Source organism: Nakamurella panacisegetis, from assembly GCF_900104535.1.
Lineage (GTDB): Bacteria > Actinomycetota > Actinomycetes > Mycobacteriales > Nakamurellaceae > Nakamurella > Nakamurella panacisegetis.
Genome location: NZ_LT629710.1, coordinates 1065153 through 1088459 on the forward strand (window position 1 = coordinate 1065153; position 23307 = coordinate 1088459).

The 23307-nt window shown below is 69.5% G+C and carries 25 protein-coding genes; 8 read left to right on the forward strand and 17 right to left on the reverse strand.

The window, feature by feature from the left end; genetic code table 11:
• Window positions 1-35 precede the first annotated feature (35 nt).
• Genes BLS97_RS04585 through BLS97_RS04595 form a run of 3 tightly spaced genes read right to left on the reverse strand, consistent with a single transcriptional unit; the run spans window position 36 to window position 3916 of the window.
• A complete protein-coding gene (locus BLS97_RS04585) occupies window positions 36-1793 on the reverse strand; it encodes a phage baseplate assembly protein V (RefSeq protein WP_090474794.1) in 1758 nt (585 codons plus the stop codon).
• A 46-nt stretch (window positions 1794-1839) separates the two neighbouring features.
• The gene (locus tag BLS97_RS04590) at window positions 1840-2499 is read right to left on the reverse strand and encodes a CIS tube protein (protein WP_090481310.1); all 660 of its coding nucleotides are present in this window, start codon (window positions 2497-2499) and stop codon (window positions 1840-1842) included.
• Window positions 2500-2542: 43 nt separating this feature from the next.
• A complete protein-coding gene (locus tag BLS97_RS04595; protein WP_090474795.1) occupies window positions 2543-3916 on the reverse strand; it encodes a hypothetical protein in 1374 nt (457 codons plus the stop codon).
• A 130-nt stretch (window positions 3917-4046) separates the two neighbouring features.
• Here BLS97_RS04595 and BLS97_RS04600 point away from each other — a divergent pair, with 130 nt between their 5' ends.
• The 3 genes from BLS97_RS04600 to BLS97_RS04610 all read left to right on the forward strand — a co-directional run bounded on the left by BLS97_RS04600 (window position 4047) and on the right by BLS97_RS04610 (window position 6689).
• Window positions 4047-4769, forward strand: a complete 723-nt coding sequence (locus BLS97_RS04600; RefSeq protein ID WP_090474796.1) for a hypothetical protein — start codon at window positions 4047-4049, stop codon at window positions 4767-4769.
• 93 nt (window positions 4770-4862) lie between these two features.
• Window positions 4863-5447, forward strand: a complete 585-nt coding sequence (locus tag BLS97_RS04605; protein ID WP_090474797.1) for a hypothetical protein — start codon at window positions 4863-4865, stop codon at window positions 5445-5447.
• A gap of 42 nt (window positions 5448-5489) precedes the next feature.
• Window positions 5490-6689 carry a hypothetical protein gene (locus BLS97_RS04610; protein ID WP_157695181.1) on the forward strand — a complete coding sequence of 400 codons (1200 nt, stop codon included), beginning with the start codon at window positions 5490-5492 and terminating at the stop codon, window positions 6687-6689.
• A gap of 489 nt (window positions 6690-7178) precedes the next feature.
• Here BLS97_RS04610 and BLS97_RS04620 read toward each other — a convergent pair whose 3' ends face one another.
• The 7 genes from BLS97_RS04620 to BLS97_RS04645 all read right to left on the reverse strand — a co-directional run bounded on the left by BLS97_RS04620 (window position 7179) and on the right by BLS97_RS04645 (window position 11931).
• Entirely contained in the window at window positions 7179-7661 is a 483-nt protein-coding gene (locus BLS97_RS04620; RefSeq protein WP_197676405.1) for a phage tail protein, read from the reverse strand.
• The gene (locus tag BLS97_RS23195; RefSeq protein WP_172832211.1) at window positions 7648-7821 is read right to left on the reverse strand and encodes a DUF6760 family protein; all 174 of its coding nucleotides are present in this window, start codon (window positions 7819-7821) and stop codon (window positions 7648-7650) included. The genes BLS97_RS04620 and BLS97_RS23195 overlap by 14 nt, the downstream gene beginning before the upstream one ends.
• An 87-nt stretch (window positions 7822-7908) precedes the next feature.
• On the reverse strand, window positions 7909-8385 hold the full coding sequence (locus BLS97_RS04625) for a hypothetical protein (protein WP_090474801.1): 477 nt from the start codon (window positions 8383-8385) through the stop codon (window positions 7909-7911).
• Window positions 8382-8861 (reverse strand): phage tail protein, encoded by a 480-nt coding sequence (locus tag BLS97_RS04630; protein ID WP_090474802.1) that lies wholly within the window; start codon window positions 8859-8861, stop codon window positions 8382-8384. Before BLS97_RS04630 ends, BLS97_RS04625 begins: the two co-directional genes overlap by 4 nt.
• Before the next feature lie 171 nt (window positions 8862-9032).
• Entirely contained in the window at window positions 9033-10595 is a 1563-nt protein-coding gene (locus BLS97_RS04635) for a phage tail sheath family protein (protein WP_090474803.1), read from the reverse strand.
• Window positions 10596-10950: 355 nt separating this feature from the next.
• On the reverse strand, window positions 10951-11340 hold the full coding sequence (locus BLS97_RS04640) for a DUF4280 domain-containing protein (protein WP_090474804.1): 390 nt from the start codon (window positions 11338-11340) through the stop codon (window positions 10951-10953).
• 24 nt (window positions 11341-11364) lie between these two features.
• Window positions 11365-11931 (reverse strand): septum formation family protein, encoded by a 567-nt coding sequence (locus BLS97_RS04645; protein ID WP_090474805.1) that lies wholly within the window; start codon window positions 11929-11931, stop codon window positions 11365-11367.
• 456 nt (window positions 11932-12387) lie between these two features.
• Here BLS97_RS04645 and BLS97_RS04650 point away from each other — a divergent pair, with 456 nt between their 5' ends.
• From BLS97_RS04650 to BLS97_RS04660, 3 genes are read left to right on the forward strand one after another with little or no spacing between them, the layout of a single operon-like run.
• Entirely contained in the window at window positions 12388-13128 is a 741-nt protein-coding gene (locus BLS97_RS04650) for a GAF and ANTAR domain-containing protein (RefSeq protein ID WP_090474806.1), read from the forward strand.
• A 37-nt stretch (window positions 13129-13165) separates the two neighbouring features.
• On the forward strand, window positions 13166-13669 hold the full coding sequence (locus tag BLS97_RS04655) for a SixA phosphatase family protein (protein ID WP_090474807.1): 504 nt from the start codon (window positions 13166-13168) through the stop codon (window positions 13667-13669).
• The gene (locus BLS97_RS04660; protein WP_090474808.1) at window positions 13666-15006 is read left to right on the forward strand and encodes a glycoside hydrolase family 1 protein; all 1341 of its coding nucleotides are present in this window, start codon (window positions 13666-13668) and stop codon (window positions 15004-15006) included. Before BLS97_RS04655 ends, BLS97_RS04660 begins: the two co-directional genes overlap by 4 nt.
• Before the next feature lie 41 nt (window positions 15007-15047).
• On the opposite strand, the gene BLS97_RS22640 is transcribed toward BLS97_RS04660, so the two are convergent.
• Window positions 15048-15515: a hypothetical protein gene (locus tag BLS97_RS22640; RefSeq protein WP_157695182.1), complete on the reverse strand. Its 468-nt coding sequence runs from the start codon at window positions 15513-15515 to the stop codon at window positions 15048-15050.
• On the opposite strand from BLS97_RS22640, the gene BLS97_RS22645 reads away from it, so the two are divergent.
• Entirely contained in the window at window positions 15484-16086 is a 603-nt protein-coding gene (locus tag BLS97_RS22645) for a neutral zinc metallopeptidase (RefSeq protein ID WP_157695183.1), read from the forward strand. The genes BLS97_RS22640 and BLS97_RS22645 overlap by 32 nt on opposite strands.
• A gap of 83 nt (window positions 16087-16169) precedes the next feature.
• Here BLS97_RS22645 and BLS97_RS04670 read toward each other — a convergent pair whose 3' ends face one another.
• The 5 genes from BLS97_RS04670 to BLS97_RS04690 form a co-directional block, all read right to left on the reverse strand.
• The gene (locus BLS97_RS04670) at window positions 16170-16946 is read right to left on the reverse strand and encodes an inositol monophosphatase family protein (protein WP_231988351.1); all 777 of its coding nucleotides are present in this window, start codon (window positions 16944-16946) and stop codon (window positions 16170-16172) included.
• 74 nt (window positions 16947-17020) lie between these two features.
• On the reverse strand, window positions 17021-18091 hold the full coding sequence (locus BLS97_RS04675) for an ABC transporter ATP-binding protein (RefSeq protein WP_090474811.1): 1071 nt from the start codon (window positions 18089-18091) through the stop codon (window positions 17021-17023).
• Window positions 18092-18128: 37 nt separating this feature from the next.
• Complete coding sequence (locus tag BLS97_RS04680; RefSeq protein ID WP_197676406.1) at window positions 18129-19097, reverse strand: ABC transporter permease; 969 nt, start codon at window positions 19095-19097, stop codon at window positions 18129-18131.
• The gene (locus tag BLS97_RS04685) at window positions 19085-19981 is read right to left on the reverse strand and encodes an ABC transporter permease (protein ID WP_231988352.1); all 897 of its coding nucleotides are present in this window, start codon (window positions 19979-19981) and stop codon (window positions 19085-19087) included. Before BLS97_RS04685 ends, BLS97_RS04680 begins: the two co-directional genes overlap by 13 nt.
• Window positions 19982-20024: 43 nt before the next feature.
• Window positions 20025-21311, reverse strand: a complete 1287-nt coding sequence (locus tag BLS97_RS04690; protein WP_197676407.1) for an ABC transporter substrate-binding protein — start codon at window positions 21309-21311, stop codon at window positions 20025-20027.
• Between the two features lie 314 nt (window positions 21312-21625).
• On the opposite strand from BLS97_RS04690, the gene BLS97_RS04695 reads away from it, so the two are divergent.
• Window positions 21626-22582: an LLM class F420-dependent oxidoreductase gene (locus BLS97_RS04695; protein WP_090474813.1), complete on the forward strand. Its 957-nt coding sequence runs from the start codon at window positions 21626-21628 to the stop codon at window positions 22580-22582.
• Between the two features lie 92 nt (window positions 22583-22674).
• Here BLS97_RS04695 and BLS97_RS04700 read toward each other — a convergent pair whose 3' ends face one another.
• On the reverse strand, window positions 22675-23208 hold the full coding sequence (locus BLS97_RS04700; RefSeq protein ID WP_231988353.1) for a YbaK/EbsC family protein: 534 nt from the start codon (window positions 23206-23208) through the stop codon (window positions 22675-22677).
• Window positions 23209-23307: the final 99 nt, after the last annotated feature.

Genomic DNA, 23307 nt, shown 5'->3' on the forward strand with positions numbered 1-23307 from the left:
AGCGGAGCGACGGGGTTTGCCGGGCATTCTCCCCATCAGTTCACCATGACCGGGTTGCCCTTGACGGTGGCCGGGCCGGAGGCCGACAGGTCAAGGGTCGCGTTGGCCTTCATCTCGACCATGGTGCCGCTGGTCGAGGCCTTGACCGAGGCCTTGGTGGTCACGTTCAAGCCGGAGATCTCCACGTCGGTATCGGCTTTGAGGGTGATCTTGCTGCCCTGGATGGTGATCGAACCGTCGTTCCCGATCTTGAACGAGGCCGAACCGGCCGTGATGGACAGGGGAATTCCGGCCGGCACGGTCGCGGCGAACTCCTTCTTGGACATCATCACCGAGGTGGCTCCGCCGGCCAGCGTCAGCGATATGTACTGCTTGTCGGGCGCGGCGCCGTCCCCGAATTCGACGGCGTGGCCGAGACGCGAGGTGATCTGGCGGCTGCCGACCTGACTTCCGTCCATGACGAACGCCGGCTGCGCGTCCTTGCCGTTGAACAGGGCGCCGATGATGACCGGCCGGCGCGGGTCGCCGTTCTCGAACCCGACGATCACCTCGTCGTTCACCTCCGGCATGAAGGTGACGCCCTTCTTGTTGCCGCCACCCACGCTGACCAGCCGGGCCCAGCCGCTGGAGAGCTGGTCGTCGATGCCGGGGAACTTGATCTTCACATCACCGGGCGAGCCCTCGGAGTTGCCGACCGCGGTGACCACTCCGACCACCAGACCGTCCCGTCGGAAACTGGATCGCTTGGGCGCGGTGAGCGTGTCGACCAGACCTGACGGGCGCCGATCGCCGGCCGTGAAACGGGTCTCGAATCCGCGCTCGGAATAGCTGTGCTCGACCTCGGTGACGAAGTACTGGCCGTTGGCCGGCCCGGCCCCGGCCACCGTCACGCTGCCGCCGATCTTGATCGCCGCGTTGGCCAGGGTGGTCCCGCGGGCCGTCACGGCCGATGACGCCCAGGCGGTCACCGACCGCTGGGCCATCGCGTCCGCCTCGGCCTGGTCGAACGGGCTCTGCGCCGACGTGGTGAGTTTCGCGGACGAGGCGAGTGACCCGACCGACGCGAAACCGGATACCAAGGTCGCCGTCGGCAGCACCGCGCCGTTGGCCGAACTGGCGGTACCGACCACGGGCTGCTTCGTCTTCGGGGCCCACCCGGTCACGGTGGTCGCCGCCGGGTGCAGGGCGCTCCCGCGGACGGAAAACTGGCGCAGTTGCTCGGCCACGGTCAGGGTCGGGCCGCTGCTGGCGATCGGTTTCTTGAATTTCAGGGTCTTGCCCTCGACCCACCAGTCGAAGCCGACGCGTTCGGCCAACTCGCTGACGAAGCCGAAGTCCGAATCGGCCTGCAGGGTGTAGTCGAACTGTCCCGACGTGGAGTCGGCCGAGGCGGACAGACCGTACTCACCGGCGATCTTGCTGATCATGTCCGCGTAGGTCATCTGGGTGTAGCTGCGGACCTTGTTGCCCAGGGTCATCCGGTACGACAGGTCGTCGGCGATCACGACCAGATCGGGAACTCCCTGGTCGAGTTGCAGATCGATGCCGGTCACCTCGCCGGTGAACAGGGACGTGCCACCGTCCATCTGGATCTCGACGGCGGTGCCGATCTTGAACGTGGCTCCGGCCGCGATGGCATAGCCGATGTCGTCGAAACGCAATGTGGCTCGTCCGGTCAGGCCCAGGCTCGTGCGGACCTTCACGCCGGTGAGCTGATCCAGCACCGTTGCCGCCAGGGCGGTCCCGTTGACCAGGATGTCCGGGGCGATCGCGCCCATCTTGGGGGCGGTCATGCCGACACCGGATCGGGCCGTACGCCGTTCAAGCCGTTGCTCTGCTTCACTTCTGCACCCTCGGAATCGACAACAGCGAGCCGCTGCGCAGCGCCAGCGGGTCGGAAATGCCGTTGGCGCTGGCGATCTGGCGCCAACGGGTCGAGTCGCCGTAGTACTTGGCCGAGATCCGGTCCAGCGTCTCCCCGGGCTGCACCCGATGCACCCGGTGCGGTTTGGGCGTGCCGGAAGTCGGGTTCTGCGGGCCGAAGGCCGCCGACTCCTGGTACTGGGTCAGGGTCAGCGAGATCTTGGCCCGCAACGGCACCCCGGTGGAGGAGAAGTACGTGAACTGCAGGTTGACGCTGGACACCACTGCCTTGAAGGAATGCAGACTGCCCCAGTGGAAGATCACGTACGGGGGCCGGGCGTTGTTGGACTGCGGGTCGGTCCCGGGCAGGGAGGCGTCCACGTCCATCAGCGCCAGCACCTTACCGGTGTAGGTGGTGACGGCCTGGCCGGTGTCGGTGGTGTCGAAGGTGAGCTGCAGCGTCATCGATCCCGAAGACGCGCCCTGGTAGTGCAACTGCGGAACCCCTTGCCCGGCCAGCGAATTGCCCGACCAGGTGTTGCTCCGCGACACCGAGAACTCGGCCGGATTGAACATGCAGGGAATCGTCTCGGCGGTACCCTCGATCTCCAGGAATGCCTTTTCGGTCAGTGCCATGTCAGCCTCCTGCTGCTGTTTGCCGCGCCCGTGGAACACATCGCTACATCACACCCGGAGTGAATCGGCGCCCGCGTCGGGACAGCTCGTCGGAGACGCGGTCCTCGATCCGCTCGACGATGATGTCCACCAGCTGATCCCATTCGCGCGGGGTCAGCGAGGCGGCGATCGAACCGGGTTTCTGTTCCGAGGACTCCGACGACTCATTCTCGGCCATGGGCCAATTCCCCTCTGCCACTCGGCGGATCGGAGCATTCGACGGATTGCTCGCGGCCAGCCCGGAACGCGCCCGCTCGAACAACGACGCCGGAACCTGGTCGACCAGACTGGCCGAGCGGCGGACAACGGCGCCGTTCGGCGACGGTTCCGGTCCCACACCCTGGGCCACTCCCGGCACCGGCGGCCCGGCCGACGCCGGGTTGAGGGTGAACGGCGGGGCCGGGGTCGCGCTGCGAGCGTCGACCGGGCTGCCGGTCGTCATCGGGGTCAGCCCGCGTGGTGCGCTGCGCGGCGGAGCGACACTCGGCCGCGACAGCAGGTTCCGGGTCGACGGCGTGACGATGCGGTCGGGTCGGGCCGGGAACCGTTTGACGGTCAGAGAACTGTGTGCGCCACCGATCGAATCGGGCCCGACGGCACCGGCCGGACCGGGCATTCCACCCGGACCACCGGAACGCCCGGAGCCGGACGCGGAGCCCGGGTCAGCGGGACCTCGGGCGCCCGGCCCGGCGAAACCGGTCGTCGCCGATCCAGCCGGAGCAGCGGTCGACCGCCGGACGATGGCCGCGGTGGCGGTGGCGGTGGCGGTGGCGGACGACGGTGCGGGGTCGTTGCTGCGCCGGACCGGCACGGCCGACGGGGCCACGGCTCCCGTCACCCGGGCCACCTGGATCGGACTGGAGATGCCGCCGGTGAACCACTTCGGCCCGGCCTGGCCGCTGGCGGCCCCGGGCGTCGGGTCGGTCGTCGGGAAGCGGCCGGTGCCGACCGGCCCGTAGCTGGTGCGCATCGACGTCGGTCCGGACGGCAGGAGCAACTCGGAGCGTCCGGTGGCGCTGACCCCGGCTCCCACCCGAGCGGCGGTGTGACGCGGTGACGTCATCGCCCCGGCTGCTCGCAGCAAACCGGTCGAGGTTGCCGCCGGTGCACCGGGGGCACCCGAGAGGCTCGATCCGACCCCAGCTCCGGCGCTCGATGCCGGTCCGATCCCGGCCCCGGTCGTGAAGGACGACCCAGCACCCGACGACATGTCGGCGCCCGCACCCGGCCCCGTCGATCGGCGGAGCCGGCCGCTCGATCGCTGCTCCGAGGCCAGGACCCCGACCTGCGACGGGGCACCGACTACGGCGAAGGTGTTGCCGCGCACCGGCAGTCCCGGCCGCACGCCGGCGACCTGCGCCGGTTGCGGCGCGGCCACGCTCCGCCGGAGATCTGTGTGACCAACCCGGTCGGCCGCGCGGGGACGCTCGGTGAATCGTCGAAGTCGCGGTCCGCCCACCAGTTCGCCGAGGGCGCCCGGCCGGGGCAGGCGGTGCCCCGAAGGGTTGATGGACCCGACGGTGCTGATCGTGTCACCGGACCAGTTCGAGGCCGCGTCCGAACGGGCCAGCGATCGCGTGGTCGCGAAGCGGCGCACCGGCGCTGCCCCGAGCGGCCGCGCCCGGCCGCCGGATCGGGCGGCTACATCCCGGTCGCCGGCCGACGACCGGGATCCATCGGGCGCGACCGGTGTTCCCCGATGGTCGATCGACGACCCCCCGGCGGGAAGCGTCGAGGCCGATGATGCCGGCCCGTTCGACGTCGCCGCCTGGTTCACGCCAGCGGTCGTGCCCGCGGTCGTCGCGGGCGAGGCAGCCGAGGTCGAAGCGGCCGAGGTCGAAGCAGTCGAAGTCGAAGCAGTCGAGGTCGAAGCAGTCGAGGTCGAGGCGGCCGCCCGCGACCCGACCGCGGCCGCGGGTCCGACGGGAGCCGCCGGCTCAGCGGCCGCATGGCGGCCGCCGCCAGCCTGCGAGATCGCCGAACTCCGCGGCGCGGCCGAGGAAGAAACGGCGGTCGGGAGCACACCGTCCGTCCGTCGCAGAAGCGGCGCGCCGGCCACCCCGGGACGGGTCAATGCCGGAGTGGCCCCGACGCGCACGTCCTGGCCGACGGCACCGGCCACGATGCCGCCGACGGGCGCCGCACCGCCCGACCAGGGCGCCGCCGGAGACCGGCGCAGGGTGAACACCTGTGACGCGCCGGGCAGCGTCGGGACTCGGGCCATCGAGTAGGGGTCGTCCCCGGGCTCGGCCGCCGCTCCCCGAGTCGGTCCGGCCATCGAACGCAGTACGACCGGTCCGCGGGTCATCCGTCGCACCGGACGGATGACCGGGCCGGCTCCGGTCGACGTCTCGCGCGAGTCGGACCCCAGGCCCGTCGGAGCCGGAGCGTCCGCACCCGGGGGGGCCGCGTTGGGGGCGCCGGTCCGATCAGCGGCGGCCGGGCCCGAGCCGGTTGCCGCGGAGGACACGCCGGGCGCGGCGGACGCCGCGCCGGGTGCCGTCGGGACGGAGCCGGGTGTCGTCGACGCCGAACCGGCGGCGTCATGGCCCGAACCCGGTGCCCCGGTAGCGTTCGTTGGGGCACCCGCCACCGGTGCCGGACCGCCGGACGGGACCGCGGCCGGCCAGGAACGGTTGGGCTGGGCGGCTGTGGCGGACCCGGTGGCCGCCGAGAAGTCGCCGGTAGCAGGCGGATTCGATCCTGTGCTCGACGTCGCCCGCCGGCCCGGCACGCTGTCCGCCGGACCCGGCGCCGCGTCGACCGTGCGGCCGGTCAGCATGGCCGGCGGACGCGCCGCGCCCGCCGCCGCTCCGGCCGTCCGGATGTCGACCGGGGCGCCGGCCGAGCGGCGCAGCTCCGGTGTCGCCTCGGGGCCCGGCAGCAGGTTGAGCGCTCGGGGGAGGTGACCCAGCGCCGAGCGGCGGATCGACCGGGCCAGCGGGGTGCCGGTGGCCGTCATCGCGGCCGCGGACCTCGGTCGAACCGCGGGCATCCCGGTGTCGGCAGCCGCCGCCGGCGATCCGGGCGACACGGAGTCGTCGATCCCGTCCGAGGAGACCGGAGACCGCGTCGGGCCGAAGCGCCGGGCCATCGCCTTGGCCATGGCCCGGGGGTCGGCCGCAAACAGCGAGGGGACTCCGCCCGCTGATCCCGATTCCGCCGAGCCACCCGGAATCGCCGGGGCCGGCACCGTGGAAGCCGTTGCGGCGGAGGGGGAATCGGCCGAACGTGGCGTCACCCCGGGTTCGGCGGCGGGATCAGTGGAGCGACGCACCGTCGTCCCGCTGCCGGCTGGCGTCACCGATACCGACGCACCCGACGAGTCGGATGTCGAAGACAGGGCGGACGAAGACGAGGCGGACCCGGCCGCAGACGCCGGAGCCGAGGCCACAGCAGGATCGGCAGAACGGGCAACCGCCACCGACTCCGCCGCGGAGACCGATCCCGTCGGCGCCGCTGAAACCATGGCCGTGGTGGGGTCCGGTGACGCATCTGGTGCCGCCGGGACGCGCACCGACGGAATCGGGGTCGATGCGGCGGGGCGCGCCCAGGACCGGCGCAAGCTGGACGCCGACGGCGTTGCGTCCGCCTGCGCCGCCCGGGTAGGTGCCGCCGCCCCGTTGACCATCGTCGAGGCCGCACCGGGCCGGGTGACGCTGGTGCCTGTCGCCGTACGACGCACCGAGTTCGAGTTCGCGGCCAGCCGGGCCGCGGCGCCCTCGACCGCCCGGCGACGGGCCACCCAGGCGAACGGCCCACGTGCCGGAGCCCCGCCCCGGGACCGGCCGCGCTCGGGGGCGGCCGAGCCGAACGCACCGGAACCGCCGCCCGTTGCCGGCGCACCGCCGGACGCGCGCCCGGTCGTGGTCGAACTGGTTGCACCGAGGGCGCTGCTCGAAGCACGGGGGACGGCGGCGGTGCGCCGGATTTCGCCATCCCCCACCGGCGTCCCCGGCGGGCCGACGGCTCCCCGACCCGTTGACCCGGACCCCGAACGTCCGGTCGCGCCGATCGTGGGTGGGGCCGCGCGCGGCGCCACCAGCTTCGTGGCCGCACCCGTCATCGGACCGGCCGCCTTGACGTCGGGCAAGCGGCGGACCGGGACGGTGCTACCCGTCATTCCGGCCGCCATTCCGCCCGGCACATGATTCTTCTCGGTCGGAACCGGTCCGGCCGCCCGGCGCAGGCCACGAGCGGGCACCGAGGCGGGCATCTGCTCCCCAGCTCCGCTCCAGCCCACCGGGACCCCACGAGCCGACGGCAGCGACGTGGTCCGGGCCTGGGACGACCGGCGAACCGTGACCGGTTCCGGCGCGGCCGGGTCGTCGGCCACGGGTGTCCACCATCGAGGCGGCCGGGTCATCTCCGGCACCTTCGACGGGCGGATCTCCCCCGGGCCGGCCAGCTGACGGCGCACCTGCGGTGCGTGGGCCAGGCCGGCGGTGAAACGGGCGGCGGCTACCGCAACGCTGCCGAGCGGGGCCGGCCGGGCCCGGCCGGGCGCGAACGGGCGGCCCCAGCGACGAGCCGCCAGCCGACCCAGACCGATGCGCGGCGATCCGGCTGCGGATACGCCGACGGACCCGGCGCCGATGTCATCGGCCGGGCCCTGGTTCTCGGGGTCGCTCACGCGGTGATCACCCCGTCACGTTGCTGGCCTTGAAGCCGTGATGCGCGACCTCGAGCTCCTCGCTGAGCAGAGTGTCGGACGACCCGTCGAAGTCGGGTCCCTTCCACCGGACCGGGAACACGGCGGCCAAAGACCAGGAGCGGAGTCGTTTGCCATCGGACGAGAGCGCGGTGATTGCCCCGGTCTTGCGGGTCACCTTGTTGTCGTTGGCCGCGAAGCCTTCGCCCGACGTCTTGTTCATCCAGTCGAACAGCGCATCGGACTGGGTCAGTCCGCGGCTGAAGACGATGTTCGGCCACTGCAGGCGGCCCGGAAGGTGGTGCGTGTACCCGTTCTGGCCCCCTTCGGTGATGTCCTCGGTCTGGGACGACACGGCGAGACCGCGCACCGAGGCGAACAGGCCGATCTCGATCCCGTCCACCTCGAACAGAAAACGGGACGCCAAAGCGGCCTCGGTGCCGAGCAACCGGGCCGATTCAGGCGAACTCACGGACAGCCTCCCAAGCGCGTTCATTCAGTCCCGCAACCGCACGGACCATGCGGACTCGGTCCATGTGTTCCAGGTCGAGCAGATCGTCCAGCGGCCAGTGCAGGTGATAGGCCAGATAGGCGATCTCCTGCCACAGCGCGTCGACCGGGTACCTCAGCACAGCATTTCCCCCACCGACGGTGTGACAACCACCGTCATTGCCCCGCCACCCGCCGTCCGGACGTCGCCCATGGTCCTCACGGTTACATCAGACCTGACTGCGCGGGATTTCCTCGACGCGTGCCCGCCGGGGAGCGGCGGCCGGTTCGGGGGACGACTCGGCGCCGTTGGATCCCGATTCGGCCACGGCCGCCGGAGCGGCCGGGGCCGGGGCACCGGTCAGCGGGGCCGACGAGGCCTGCGCCGCCAGCAGCGCCTCGTACTCCTCCTGGTTGCCGAAGTTGATCACACCGTAGAAGTCCTGGAGGAACGCCAGGTCCGCCGCGAACAGGCCTTCGATCTCGTGCGGGGTGACCATGTCCAGATCACCGAGGCTCCGCACCACCCGGGCCAGGATCAGCACCGTGAGTCGCGGGTCGTCCGGACCGGTGACGGTCGGATCGCGCAGCGGCTCCAACTCGTCGCGCGCCGTCGCCAGCCGCATCACGCCAGTACGGTGCACCCCGCCGTGGTTGTCGACATAGCCCCGCGGCAGGGTGAACTCGTACTGGGTCTTCAAGCTCACTTGATGCGCTCGAGCTTCTCGATCGTCAGAGTGATGGTCTCCTTCACCGGGTCATTGGAGTCGACGGAGAGACCATCGGTGCTGATCTTGCTCGGCCAGCCGTTCATGAAGTTGAACCGGGCGATCTCGGTGTGGGTCGAGTCGTACAGCACGACGGAGCCGTTCTTGCGCTGGTTGGTCCGGTCGGTCAGGGAGATGCCCTTGCCCATGATGCCGTTGAACCACTCCCACAGCTTGTCGGCGGTCGAGTCCGCGACGGCCATGCGGGTCAGACTGAGATCGGGGGCCTTGTTCCGGCCGGCGAGCGTCTTGACGACCTGGCTCTTTCCGTCCTTGCCGACCTGCTGCGTGGTGGCCACCTCCATCTCGATGTCGAGACCGGAGACACCGGACAGGCTGGTCATCACCTCGCCGTCGATTTCCAGGAAGAAGTTCTGCGCGATCAGGGGGTCTTTGCTGATCAGGTCATTGGGCATTGATGTGCGCTCCTCGGCTGATGCGGATCAGTGAATTACTGCGGGCGGGGCGGAAATCCGGGTGCAGGACAAATCTACTGCGATGCCGGCAACTCGTGTGTCGTGCCGGCGCCGGCCGGCGTTACCTGATCGGTCCCGCCGGCCGGCACTGGGCAAAATCAAGGGCGATTCTCAGCTGGTCTGCTTGTGCTGCGCGATGCGGAAGACGACGAATTCGGCCGGCTTCACCGGGGCGATGCCGACCTCGACGATCAGCAGACCCTGGTCGATCGACTCCGGCGGGTTCGTCTCGGCATCGCACTTGACGTAGAAGGCCTGGTCGGCCGAGGCACCGAACAATGCGCCGGCACTCCAGAGCCCGCGCAGGAATCCGGTCAGCGTGCGCTTGATGCCTTCCCACAGCGCCATGTCGTTCGGCTCGAAGACCGCCCACTGGGTGCCCTCGGCGATGGTCGCCTCGACCATGTTGAACAGGCGACGCACGTTGATGTAGCGCCAGTCGGTGTCGCTGGCCAGAGTGCGGGCGCCCCAGATGCGGATGCCGCGGGTTCCGAACGGCCGGATGCAGTTGATACCAATCGGGTTCAGCACCGCCTGCTCGTTCTGCGTGACGCCGTACTCGACGTCCAGGCAACCGCGGATGGTGTCGTTGGCCGGAGCCTTCCAGACGCCGCGGGTCTCGTCGGTGCGGGCCCAGACACCGGCGATGTGGCCGCTCGGCGGGATCAGGACCTCCGCGTCGCCGTTGGTGCCGATCGGGTTCTCGACCTTGATCCACGGGTAGTACAGCGCCGCGTAGGCCGAGTCGTACATGGCGACGCCGCTGCGCCATTCCTTGATCTGCTGCGGGCTCATTCCGGGAGGCGCGTCGAGCAGGGCCATCCGGTTGCCGTTGAGTTCGCAGTGGGTGATCAGCGAGGTCTGGACGGCCTTCCAGAGACCGAGATCCACGCTGCCGTCGGCCTTCGTGGCCGCCGTGATCAGGTCGGGAACGACCACGATGGTGACGTCCTCGGCCACGGCGAGACCGTTGATGCCGGTCCGGGAGGACTCGGAACCGGCGAACTTGCGGCCGGTGACGGCGACCGGCGTGGTCGCGGCCTTCTCCAGCTCGTACAGGCCCGGCTTGAGGACCTCGATCTGGCTGGACAGATCGGTCTTGGCGTCCAGCAGCACCTCCACCTTCACCTTGGTCGAGGTGGCGTTGATGACGGTGGCGACGTTGCGGTCGCCCTTGCCCAGACCCAGGTTCTCGTAGGACTCGACGACGACCCCGTTGCTGAGCAGGTCGATGTTGAACGGGCTCGGACCTTCTTCGTCGGTGTCGGCGCTGGTGACCTGGACCGTGATGTCCGCGTCCGGCTCCAGGCTCTCGAAGGCCAGCGGGAGGCCGAGCGCACGATCGGCCGCCGGAAGTTCCTTGCGCGACGGCTGACCCGACGGGGCGGTGTTGGGCACGCGGACGATGTAGGCCAGGGCGCCGCCGTTGGCGAAGTAGCCGTAGACCGAGAGCGGGAGGACCGCGCCGGCGACGAAGCTGCCGTACAGACCCTCGAACTGCGACCAGCTGGTCACCAGGCGAGGCGCTAGGCCCTCGGGATCGGCCGGGTCGTCGGTCGGCGCCTTCTCGGTGAAGCCGACGAACGCGGCGATCGCGGTCGGCGCGGCTGAGAGCACCTTCTGCGATGAGACGACTTCTTCGACGTAGACACCTGGTGCGGCATACGTGGGCATTCCCACTCCTGTCAATGGGTTTGCGGCGTAGGCAGCGAATCTGCTTCACGCCGAGGTGGATGGCCGAAACACGACTGTGGGAACGAGGCGAATCCGCTTGCCGCCTAGACGATCTGCTCGCCACTGGAGGCCTTCGGTCCCGCCGGTCGGCGATCGCGTTCGAGTCAAACTATGACATCGAATATGGCTTTGCAGAACGAAAGTCCCCCCAATGCCAAATCGAGCTCCAGACCAGGGTTCGGGCCACCTGTTCGCGCCATCGGTCGTGGCAGGCGATCACCTGTCAGAGTGGACGGATCGACCACATAGGTACACAGCGTTACGGACGGATGCGACATACCGGACACCGTCCGGATCAGCCGGCCATGGTCTTCATGGCGCCCGGCATACCGATGTTGATGACGCCTCCGAACACGCAGTTGCACATGGCGCCGGCCACGAGCGCCGGCTGCCCGGCGAACAACGTCAACGGCGCCATCGGCGTCCATGGAGCGGGAACCGCTGGGACACAAGGCATCGGCGTCAGCACACCGAGAGCCGCCGCAGTGGCCGCGGCGACCGTCGGATTCGACAGGGACATGCACATCCCGAACGGGGCGATGTTCACCATCGGCGCGATGTCCATGATCGTTGCGACCGGCCGCCCTTCGACCAGGGCCCGCGGCACCACGACGTTCAACGTGCTGGGCGCCATGCCGAAGGTGCAGCTGATCATGGCCCCGGAGACCACAACCGGATTACCCATGGCGAGTCGACATCTGCCGTTCAGTCACAGTTTCGAACCTTTCACGGTGGTGGTGAGGGGCTTTCCGGTGGTGGTGACAAAGCACAGGATCGTCCGATCCTTGCCCGACTCCCAGCTGCGGGCCGACGGCAACAGGTAGGTGAAGAACAGCGAGGAATCCAGGTAGGAGACGCCCACATAGCTGGTGAACGCCTGCGCGCAAGCGCCTTTCGCGAAGGAGACGAGCGGGTCGGCCCCTGGATACACCGAGCTGTCGGCGCCGGCCGGGGCGACGTAGGCCGGCTCGGCGTACGCCTCCTGGGTGTGCGGAGTCGTACACGGGACCGCCGACAGGTCCGACAGGTCGGTGACCGGTTTGGCCGGCGGGTTGAAGCACTGGCCGACGACCACCTTGAACACCGAGACGGAGCTGGCGGCATCGGTCTTCTTGCCACCGAACAGGCTCGAGACCCAACCACATCCGGACACCAGGAACAGGACCAGACACAGGGCGAGGATGCGGGACGCCGGCGCGGCGCCGGGTCGTCGCCAGGGGGGAATCGATCGCGACAACGCCGTCGGGTGCGCCCGTCGGGTCGTCGGTGCGGTCATCGTCCGGTCCCTTTCACGCGTCTTCTCACGGCGCGACATTTCGCCACCACGGGTGGCCCCGTCAGAGTAAACCGCGCCACCTAATTCAGCGTCACAGGGCTGGCTACGACAACTGACGACGAATGTCCATTTCGCACACGAACGAGTCAACTCGTTCACGCGGAATCGCAAATTCTGACCCAGAGTGATATCCGCTCGCACCTATTCACCGGATTCAGCTCATTCGGGCCGCCCGTCACCCGGAAAGCGGGATGCCGAGGCTAGAGGTGGAGGAACGGCTGTCCCGGATGGACCAGTCATGACGGCCGGCCGCCCGACCGGTCCGCTTCGGCGTTGCTCCACCGGGTCGGAGGAGGCAGGCCCCCACCGAAGACATGACCCCTGACCTGCAGCCGACCGGCCTCCGGTGAGGCATCATTGGTCTGCGAAGCACCGCAGAAACCTGGAGAGGCGACCATGACCACCGACAGCCGTCCGCGGACCACCGAGAGTCGTCCGCGCCTCGGCGCACTCGCGTTCGCCGAGCGTGCCCGCCGGATCGCCGGGCACCAATCCCCCGAAGCCGCCCTCGAGCAGATCGTCGCCTTGGCCCTCGAGAGCGTGGACTGCGAGTACGCCAGCATCACTCTGGTCCACAACGACGGTGCACTGGAGACGGTGGCCAGCTCACACCCGGTGGTCGATCAGGCCGACGCCCTGCAGTACGAGCTGTCCGAGGGGCCGTGTCTCACGGCAGCGGAGACGAACGGCGTGTACCTCATCCCCGAGACGGCCACCGACCCCCGCTGGCCCAACTGGGGCCCCCGCGCGGCCGAACTCGGTCTGCACAGCATCTTGAGCATCCACCTGTTCACCGACCGGCAGGTGCTCGGGGCCCTCAACCTCTATGCTCGCCCGTCGTACCAGTACAGCGAGGACGACATCGAGGCGGCGCAGGTGGTCGCCGCCCACGCGTCGGTCGGCCTCGCCCGCTCCCGCAGCGAGCAGAACCTGTGGCGCGCGGTGGACTCGCGGCACGTGATCGGGCAGGCCCAGGGGGTGCTGATCGAGCGGTTCTCCCTCCAGCCCGAACAGGCCTTCTCGGTCCTCAAGAGGTACTCGCAGCAGCACAACATCAAGCTGCACGAGGTGGCCGTCATCCTGCTCCGGACCGGCTCGCTCCCCGGCGACGGGGCCGAGACCGAGCCGGTGTCCTGAGGTTGCCGCCGTCGGCTCGTCGCACACAGGAGCGCCAGTGACCGGGACCCGCACGCTCGTGCTGCTCCGCCACGCCAAGTCCGGTTATCCGGGCGGGGTCCGCGACCACGAGCGGCCGCTGGCCGACCGGGGACGCCGGGAGGGCGCCCTGGCCGGGGAATGGATGCGGGCGCACCTCCCGCCGATCGACGAGATTCTGTGCTCGACGGCGACCCGCACCCGACAGACCGTCGAGGTGGCCGGGCTGACGGCACCGATCCGCTTGTCGGACCAGATCTACGAGGCCTCGCCCGACCAGGTGCTCGGCGAGATCGCCGCCACCGACCCGTCCGTCAGCACCCTGGTCGTGGTGGGCCACGCGCCCGGGCTGCCCGCGCTGGCCGCGGACCTGGCCGGACCGCGCAGTGACGCGGATGCCCTCGACCGGATGTCGACCCGGTTCCCCACCGCGGCGGTGGCGGTCTTCGAGGTCGACACCGCGTGGGCCGAGCTGGGCTGGCAGGACGGGCGGCTGGCCCAGTTCCACATCCCGCGCGGATGACGTCGCCGTTCCCGCACCTGCGGTCCGACTTCGAGTTCGGGGTCACCACCTCGGCGCTGGGGATCGAGGGCGGCGCCGATCGGGAGGGACGCACCCCGTCCGTGTGGGATGCCGTTGCGGCCGCCCCCGGGCGGATCGTCGACGGCACGACCGGCGCCGATGCCGTCGACCACCACACCCGGTACGGGCCGGACATCGATCTGCTGGCCCGGCTGGGCGCTCAGTCCTATCGGTTCTCGGTGTCGTGGTCCCGGGTCCAACCCGGCGGCGTCGGCCCGCCGAACCCGGCCGGGCTCGCCTTCTACGACCGGCTTCTCGACCGCCTGCTGGAAGCCGGGGTCGACCCGTGGGTGACGCTGTACCACTGGGATCTGCCGGTCGAGCTGATGATGCAGGGCGGGTGGCTCGACCGTGACACCGCAGACCGTCTGGGCGACCTGGCGGTTGTCGTGGCCGATCGCCTGGGCGATCGCGTCCGGCGGTGGACCACGATGGCCGATCCCGTGCTGCACATGGGTTACGGCCATGCGGTCGGCGTGGACCCCCCGGGCCTGACCTTGCTGGGCGAAGCGATCGTGGTCACCCATCACCTGCTCCTGGGCCACGCGCGGGTCCGGGCCGTACTGGCCGGCGGCGGGCACCAGGTCGGCATCGCCAATCACCACACGCTGGTCGGGTCCGCTTCGGACACGCCGGCCGACCGCACCGCCGCCGCCCTGTACGACAGCTATCACAACCGTCAGTTCACCGACCCGATCCTGATCGGCCGGTATCCGCGGCTGCTGCAGAACCTGCTGGACCGACAGGACGGCCTGGTGCAGGACGGCGACCTGGCGGCCATATCGGCGCCGCTCGACTTCTACGGCGTCGACTACTTCCACCCGACCACGGTCGCCGCCGCACCCGAGAACAACTCGATCCCGTTCGCCATCATCCCCACCCCCGACCGGCCGGTCACCGATTTCGATGCCCCGGTGGAGCCGGCTGCGCTGACCGCCGTACTGGTCGAACTGACCCGCCGGTACCCGCGGCTCCCGCCCTTGTTCGTGACCGAGAACGGGGCGGCCTACGACGATCGTCCGGGCGAGCCGGACACGGCCCGCATCGAGTATCTCCGGGCACACCTCGCGGCCGTCGACGACGCGGTCGCCGCCGGGGCCGACGTCCGGGGCTATTTCCATCGCGGCCTGACCGACGCCTGGGAGGGCACCGAGGGGTACACCCGGCAGTTCGGTCTGGTGGCGATCGACCCGATCACCGGGGAGCGCACCCCCCGCGCCTCGTACGAGGCATTCCGTGCGTCGATCGCCGGCCACCGGGGCCCGCCGCCGGGGTGAGCCGGGACCGGGGCGGACGACTCCCCTCGGATCCGGCGGAATCACCACCCCGGGCGCGCGATCGAGACGTACCGTACGTCCATGACCAGAATGTCCCGGTGGGTCGCGTCGGCCCTGCTCGCCACGCTGGTCACGGCCTGCTCGACGACGGCCGGCGGGACCGCCGTCACCGGGACGGCCCCCGTCGTCGCGTCGAGCTCGGCCGGGGCTCGCCCGATGCCGCCGGCCAGCGTCCCGATCAGCAGCGCGGCACCGAACACCGGGCCGGCCAGCAGCGTGGCCCCGATGAGCGTCGGCCCGGTCAGCTCGACCGCCGCACCGGCCGGCACCACCGTGGTGACCGTGACGGCCTCGACCACCGCCACCCCGACCCCGACCCCGACCCCGACCGTCACCCACCGCGCGACCCCGACCGCCAGCCCGACCAAGACCACACCGACCAGCCACTCCAGCACCGCGGGGTCGAGTTCGTCTCCGATGTGTCCCGGGGTATCGGCCTCGAACGTCAACGCGATTGTCAGCTGCCTGAAGGCCTCAGTCTCGGACTACTGGTCGGGGCAGCTGAATCAGGTCGTCGACCAGGATGTGATCGTCGATCCCAGCACGTCGCAGGTGCCCTCGGCCTGCCGATCGGCGCTGACCGCCGCCCCGGCCTTCACCTGCCAGGTCAACGACACCGTGTACATCAACCAGAGCTTCCTCGACCTGGTGATCCACGAGTTCGGCACGGCCGACATCCCATACGCGCTGGCGTCGGTCGTCTCCCACGAGATCGGCCATGTGGTGCAGGCGGCCGTGAAGCAGCCCGGCTATGACGAGGCCGGCACGTCAGACGCCATCTCGCAGCGGATCGAGCAGCAGGCCGACTGCCTGTCCGGCGTGTGGGCCCACTCGCAGGCGACCAAGAACAAGGGCTTCGACACCAAGGCGTTCCAGACGGTGTCCAAGCAACTGATCACCGACATCAGCAGCAACCCCGAGGTCGCCACCCACGGCACCCCCGACCAGCGGGCCGCGGCCATCCTGCGCGGCCTGTCGAGCGGCACCCCGCAGGGCTGCCAGCTGGCGACGTTCTCCTGAGCGGTGCCGACGCCGGCGAACGTGGAGGAGGTGGAAACGACCGGCCGATCGAGAGCCGCCTGCGGGGACGCCCGGTGGGACCGTCAGCCGGCCAACGCTGACGTCAGGGCGGCGTGCAGGGACGGGCCGGCGACCAGCCAGCCGGTGGTGGCGTCGGTGAGCCGGGTCGCCGTCATCAGCGCACCGGCCTCGGTTGCGATCAGCCCGCCTGCGGCGACATCCCAGTGCTGCACGCCCTCCTCCCAGTACGCGTCCAGTCGTCCGGCCGCCAGTTCGCAGAGGTTGAGCGCCGCCGAGCCCATCCGACGGATGTCGCGGATCTGCGGCAGCAGCCGGGCCACGATCGCCCCCTGCAGCGCCCGCCTCGACGGTGAGTAGCCGAAACCCGTTGCCAGCAGCGAACGATCCAGCGACACCGGTTCGTTGACCCGGAGCCGCCGCCCGTCCACGAAGGCGCCGCCACCCCTGACCGCCGTGTACATCCGCTTCTGCACCGGGTCGTACACCGCGCCGACCAACCCGCCCTCAGCGTCCTCCGCGGCGATGCTCACCGAGAAGTTGTCCAGCTCGTACAGGTAGTTGACGGTGCCGTCCAGCGGGTCGATCACCCAGGTGACCCCGGACGATGACGCGCGGGACGCACCCTCCTCGCCGATCAACCCGTCGTCCGGGCGTTCGGCCGAGAGCATCTGCACGATCAGCGCCTCGGACGCCCGGTCGGCGTCCGAGACCGGGTCGGTGGCCGAGGATTTGGTGTCCAGCCCCTCGACGTTGCCGTACCGCGACAGCAGTTCGGCGCCGGCCGCCCGGGCGGCGCGTACGGCGAGATCGAGCAGGACGGACGGATCAGCAGCGGTCATGCCCGTCATCCTCCCCGAGAACACGACGACGCCCGCAACCGGACTGGTTGCGGGCGTCGCCGACGACGAGACGGTCAGGCCGTGGCCAGCACCGGGCTCGGAGCGATGGTCACATCCACCGTCACCCCCGGCTGCAGGGCAACCGTTTCCCCGACCGACATCTGGGCCAGCAGGATGGTGCCGTCAACCAGCCGCGCCTGGACCCGGCCGTGGGCCCCGAGGAAGCTGGTGCTCAGCACGGTGGCGGTGGCCAGCCCGTTCCCGGCCGGGTTCGGGACGAACCGCACGGCCTCGGGCCGCACCAACGCCTCGACCGGACCGGACGTGGGGGAACCGGGCAGCAGCGGGACATTGCTTCCCAGCACCGAAGCCACGGCGCCGGATGCGATTCCGTGCACCTTGTTGGTCAAACCGATGAATCCGGCGACGAACGCGGTGGTCGGGGCCGAGTAGATGACGTCCGGCTTGTCGATCTGCTCGATCTTCCCGGCCCGCATCACCCCGACCCGGTCGGCCACGGCCAGCGCCTCCTCCTGGTCGTGGGTGACGAACAGCGTCGTCGTGCCGACCTCGAGCTGGATGCGCCGGATCTCGTCCCGGAGCTGGACGCGGACCTTGGCGTCCAGCGCCGACAGCGGCTCGTCGAGCAGGAGCACCTTGGGCTGGATGGCCAACGCCCGGGCCAGCGCGACGCGCTGCTGCTGTCCGCCCGACATCTGGTGGGCGTAGCGATCGGCGTGGTTGTCCAGGCCGACCAGCTCCAGGTACTCGACGGCCCGCTTGTTGCGGGTTGCCGAGTCCTGTCCACGCAGCTGCAGACCGAACGCGACGTTGTCGCGGGCCGTCATGTGCGGGAACAGCGAGTAGGCCTGGAACACCATGCCCATGTCACGCTTGGCGGTCGAGACGCTGGAGATGTCCTTGCCGCCCACCACGACCTGCCCGGCGTCGGCATCCTCGAGGCCGGCGAGCACCCGCAGCGCAGTGGTCTTGCCGCAGCCGGACGGCCCCAGCAGGACCACCAACTCGCCCGGCGTCATGTCAAGGCTCATGCCGTTGAGGGCATGAACATCGCCGAACGAACGGCGCAGGTTCCGCAGTTCGACCCGGACTCCGGCCCGAGCCGGCGCTACCGTCGTTGTCATGCTTGATCCCCAATCCCGGGAACTCGATCGATCGTGGTCATAGGGCCTGAGCGCTGCTGGGCGTCGGAACCGGACGCAGGTCACCCCGCACGCCCGTGGCCAGCACGCCGCCGCTCCCGTTCTTCCCGCGGGAGCGACGATTCCCACGGTTGCCGATGAAGCTGAATCCGAACATCAGGACAAAGCCGAGGACGAGGGACACGAGCGACAGCACAGCGGTCAACTTGGGATCGGCGCCCGCGCTGTTGCCGAGCGCACCGAGGGCGACGGCGAAGTTGTTCTTCAGCAGCAGCGAGGCGACGGTGAACTCGCCGAGGACCAGCGCCACCGTCAGGAACGACGCCCCGATCACGCCGGCCTTGATGTTGGGCAGCACGATCTTCCACATCACCTTGCCCCACGAGCAGCCCAGGCTGCGGGCCGCCTCCGACAGCGTTCGCACATCGATCGCCGACAGACCGGAATCGATGGCGCGGTAGGCATAGGGCAGGGCCAGGATCACGTAGGCGAAGCAGAGCCAGATCGAGCCGGTGGACAGGACCTTGCCGATCACTCGGTAGACCGGGGCCAGACCCACCACGAGCACGATGGCCGGAATGGTCAACGGCAGCAGGCAGACGAATTCCACCAGTTTCTGGGCCTCCGGCACCCGGAGACGGATCCAGGTCATGGTCGGCACCAGCAGCAGGACGGTGAGAACGACCGTCACCAGGCAGAGCAGCAGGGTGATCCAGAAACCGTCGACCAGATCCGGCGCCGCCGCCCGCAATTCGGACGCGTGGAAGAGCGTTCCCCACGTCGACCAGGTGCGGGTGCCGTTGAACTTGCGGGTAGAGAAATCGAGCAGACCGACCAGCGGGAGGAGGAAGAACCCGAGAACGATCAGAACGATAATCCAACGGCTGATGGCCTGCTTCCGGCGGAATGCCGCCCGGATTTTGCGCGGGGCCTTTCCGGCCGGGACGCCAACGGCGGTGTCTTCCTTGGCCAGAGTCATCTCAGCCATCGTGAAGCCCTCCTCTGCACCCGATAGTAGATCCACATGAGAATTGCGACCACGACCACCATCAGCAAGGCCAACGACTTCGCGAGATTCGCGTTGCCCGAGCCGGTCTCGGAAATCAGCGCGTGTCGGATCTGCAGAGGAAGGATTGGATCAGTGGTACCGATCAGCGCGGCCGCGGTGGCGAACGAGGAAAAGGCATTGGTGAACAACAGCAACAAGGACCCCAGAAAGGCGGGAGCCAGCAATGGGCCGGCCACCCGACGCCAGAAGACCCAGGTCGAACCGCCGAGCGATTCGGTGGCCTCCCGCCACTGCGGACGGATGCCGTCCACCGCGGGCAGGAAGATGATGATCATCAACGGAATCTGGAAATACGAGTACACGAGCGTCAGACCGGGCAGGCTGGGCAACCAGTTCGGGTCGATCGTGTAGTTGAGTTCCGCCTGCAGGAAACGTCCGACGATCCCGGTGCGGCCGACCGTGAAGATGAACGCGAAGGCCAGCATGACCCCACCGAACTGGGCCAGCACGGACGACGCGGAGGTCATGACGCGACGCAGCATGCCCTTGGGGTTGCCGGTGGAGATCACATAGGCGGCCGCGCCGCCGACGACCGCCCCGATCAGGGCCGAGTAGAGCGAAAGTTGGAGCGACTCACCCAATGCCGACAGGATCGGGGACGTGTTGATCGCCCTGATGTTCTGCAGCGTGAAGCCGCCGGTATCGGTTTGGAACGCCCCGACGATGACGATGACCGTCGGGACCATCAGGAACAAGATCGTATAGACGAAGAACGGGGCGACGCCCAGTCTCGGGCCCACCCGCTGGAGCAGGCCCCCACCAGAGGTGGGAGCCTGCTCCGTCTGCGCCGTGGTGACGGTCACGATCGACCGCAGGAGCGCTGGGTGATCACGGTGACGGCCGGGATCAGCCGACGGCCTTGGCCCAGTTGGCGGCCAAGTACTTGTTCGCGGCGGTGTTCTGCTCGGGCGTCATCGACTGGATGTCGCCGGTGATGGCCGGGAGGTTCTTCGCCGCCGCGGCGTCGAGGGTTCCGGCCGTCTTCATGGCGTTGTAGAGAATCGGCAGTGCGCCGCCCTTCATCCAGAAGTTCTGCGCCTCGGCCGAGTACAGGTACTCCTCCCACAACCGAGCCGCGGCCGGGTGGGGGGCGTCCTTGTTGATGGCCTGGTTGTAGTACGAGGTCAGCGTGACGCCCTTGGGGGTGAACGTCTTCCAGGTCAGGCCGGCCTTGGCTCCGGCCTGGGTGATGGCCAGCTGGTTGTAGGACCAGTCGAAGACGACGCCGATGGAACCGGCGGCGACCGCCTGCGACGAGGACTTGGTCGAGGAGAGGGTGCCGGCCGCCTTGAGCGACTTGAAGTAGTCGACGCCCTTGGAGATGTCGGACAGCGAGCCACCGTTGGCCAGCGAGGCCATCATGACGGCCTGCAGCGGGGAGTTGGCCTGTGTCGGGTCGCCGTTGAGGGCAACGAGGCCCTTGAGCTTCGGGTTGGTCAGATCGGCCAGCGAGGTCAGTTCGCCCGTCAGGTCGGCGTTGTAGCCGACCGACATGACGCCGGTGTAGTCGTTCACCCAGAGTCCGGTGGACTCCTTGTTCGCGGCCGGGATGTCCTTCCAGGCAGCAACCTGGTACGGGGCGAAGTACTGGGTGCTGGCCAACGCGACGGCCGAACCGACGTCGAAGACATCCGGTGCCTGGTCGGTGCCCTTGGCCGTCTGGGCGGCCGAGATCTCCTGGGCACTCGAGGCATCCGGCAGCAGCGAGGTCAGCTTGATCCCCGGGTACTTCTTCTGGAAACCGGCGATGATGTCGGCGTAGTCGGCCCAGTCCGGCGGCAGGGCGATGACGTTGAGGGCGCCTTCCTTGTTGGCCGCGGCGACCAGCGCGTCCATGCCACCGAGAGCGGCGGCAGAGGTTGCCTTGGAGGCGTCGGAGGTGCTGCCGCCGGCCGGGGCCGACGAGCTGCCGGAGGCAGCCGGGGCGCTGGACGAACCGGCGGGCGCGCTGGACGCGGCCGCGCTGGAACCGGAAGCGGCCGGAGCGGAGGCACTGGAAGCGGCAGGAGAAGCGCTGGTGGCGGGGCTGGACGAGCTCTTGGATCCACAGGCGCTGACCACAAGGGCCAGCACGGCGAGTCCGGCGATGGCGCCGGACTTGCTCAGTGCACTACGGGAAGTCACTACTCGCACTTCATCCTCCTGATGACATTGGGAACCTGCGGAGCGTCACGCTCGAAAGTGACGAGTTCGCGTTGCACAGGGGTCCGCTCGGTGAACTGATCCAGAACGTAGCAAGGGGAACCCCCTGTGGGAATGCCGTGCATGTTTCGATTACGCAACTCGTTGCACCATGCGCAACCACTTTGCCCCATTTTTCCCCCATTTCGGAGGTTTCAGCGTGGAATCGCGACTGATTCGGTTCGGACCCACGCTTCACGCGGTGCCCCCGGCACGCACCGGAGCGCCCGACCGGGGTCCGTTCGACCGGCCGTAGGCTGCGCCCCATGGATCTCCGCATCTTCACCGAACCTCAGCAGGGTGCGTCGCACGCCGACCTGCTGGCCGTAGCGCAGGCCACCCGTGCCGGCGGTTTCAGTGCCTTCTTCCGCTCCGACCACATCCTGGCCATGGGAGCGGGTGACGGGCTGCCCGGCCCGTCCGATTCGATGGTCAGCCTCGGTGCCCTGGCCTCGTCGGTACCGGACATCCGATTCGGCACGCTGGTCACCGCAGCCACTTTCCGTCACCCGTCCATGCTGGCCATCGCCGCCGCGACCATCGACGACATTTCTGGCGGACGCCTCGACCTCGGCCTCGGAGCCGGCTGGTACGAAGCGGAACACCGGGCCTACGGCGTGGAATTCGGCTCGTCGTTCGGCGAGCGGTTCGACCGGATGACCGAGCAATTGGAAATCCTCACCGGCCTGTGGGGAACCCCGATCGGTGAGCGTTTCGACCATGAGGGCCGGTACTACCAGTTGGCCGGCGCTCCCGGTCTACCGAAGCCGATCCAGACGGGCCGCGACGGTCGTCCGCGCATTCCGCTGGTTCTGGGCGGCCACGGCCCGAAGCGCACACCCGCTCTGGCGGCCCGCTTCGCCGACGATTTCAACGTCGGGTTCAGTGATCTCGCCGCGACCACGGCCGGCCACGACCGCGTCCGCGCCGCCTGCGAAGCCATCGGGCGCGACCCCGGTGACGTGGTCTACTCGGCCGCGTTGCCGGTCTGCTGCGGCTCGAACCCGCAGGAACTGGCCCGACGCGCGGCCGCGATCGGGCGCGACCTGGACGAACTGCGCAGCACCGGACTGGCCGGCTCACCGGCCGAGGTGCTGGACCAGCTCGGCGCGTTCGCCGCGGCCGGTACCCAACGGATGTACCTACAGGTCCTGGACCTGCACGACCTCGATCACATCGCGCTCCTGGGCGAGCACGTGCGGCCCGCCATCGCCGACCGGTAGCCGGCCGCTCGTCACCCCGATCCGGCTCGTGTCCGTGTGACGGGCGCGGAGCCGTGTGCCCTGCGCGGAGCGCGGACACTCACCCGCCGGCATCAGCGGGCGAGGCCGTCGATCACCCGGGCCCCGGGCAGGTCGGCCAGCGCGGCGCCGTCGATGGCGATCTTCGACGAGCGCACGCCGGACCCGATGATCACCAGGCCGGCGGTGGTCACCGCCGCATCGATGAAGATCGGCCACCCGGCCGGCAAGCCGATCGGAGTGATGCCGCCGTACTCCATGCCGGTCAGTGACACCGCGTCATCCATCGAGGCGAAGGAGACCTTCCGGACGTCGACCAGCCGGCGGACCACACCGTTGACGTCGGCCCGGGTGCTGGCCAGGACGACCACCGCCGCCCAGCGCAGCTCGCCGTCGCGCTTGCCGCTGACGATCACGCAGTTCGCCGACACGTCCAGCCCGACGTCGTAGTGCGCGCAGAACGCTGCGGTGTCGCTCAGCTCCGGGTCGATCGCCGCCGTGTAGACGGCCGGACCGGCCCAACCCTCCAGGGTGGCGGCCACCGGCGCGGCCATGTGATCGGCGCTGGCCGGGACGAGATCGAGCTTTCCGAGCGTGGGAGTGGTCACCCGGACACTCTGCCCGATCACTCTGCCGGGTCGCCACCGAGCAGGCGTCGAGGGTGATCCAGACCGACGATGCAGGGACGGCGGCAAAGACACGGGACA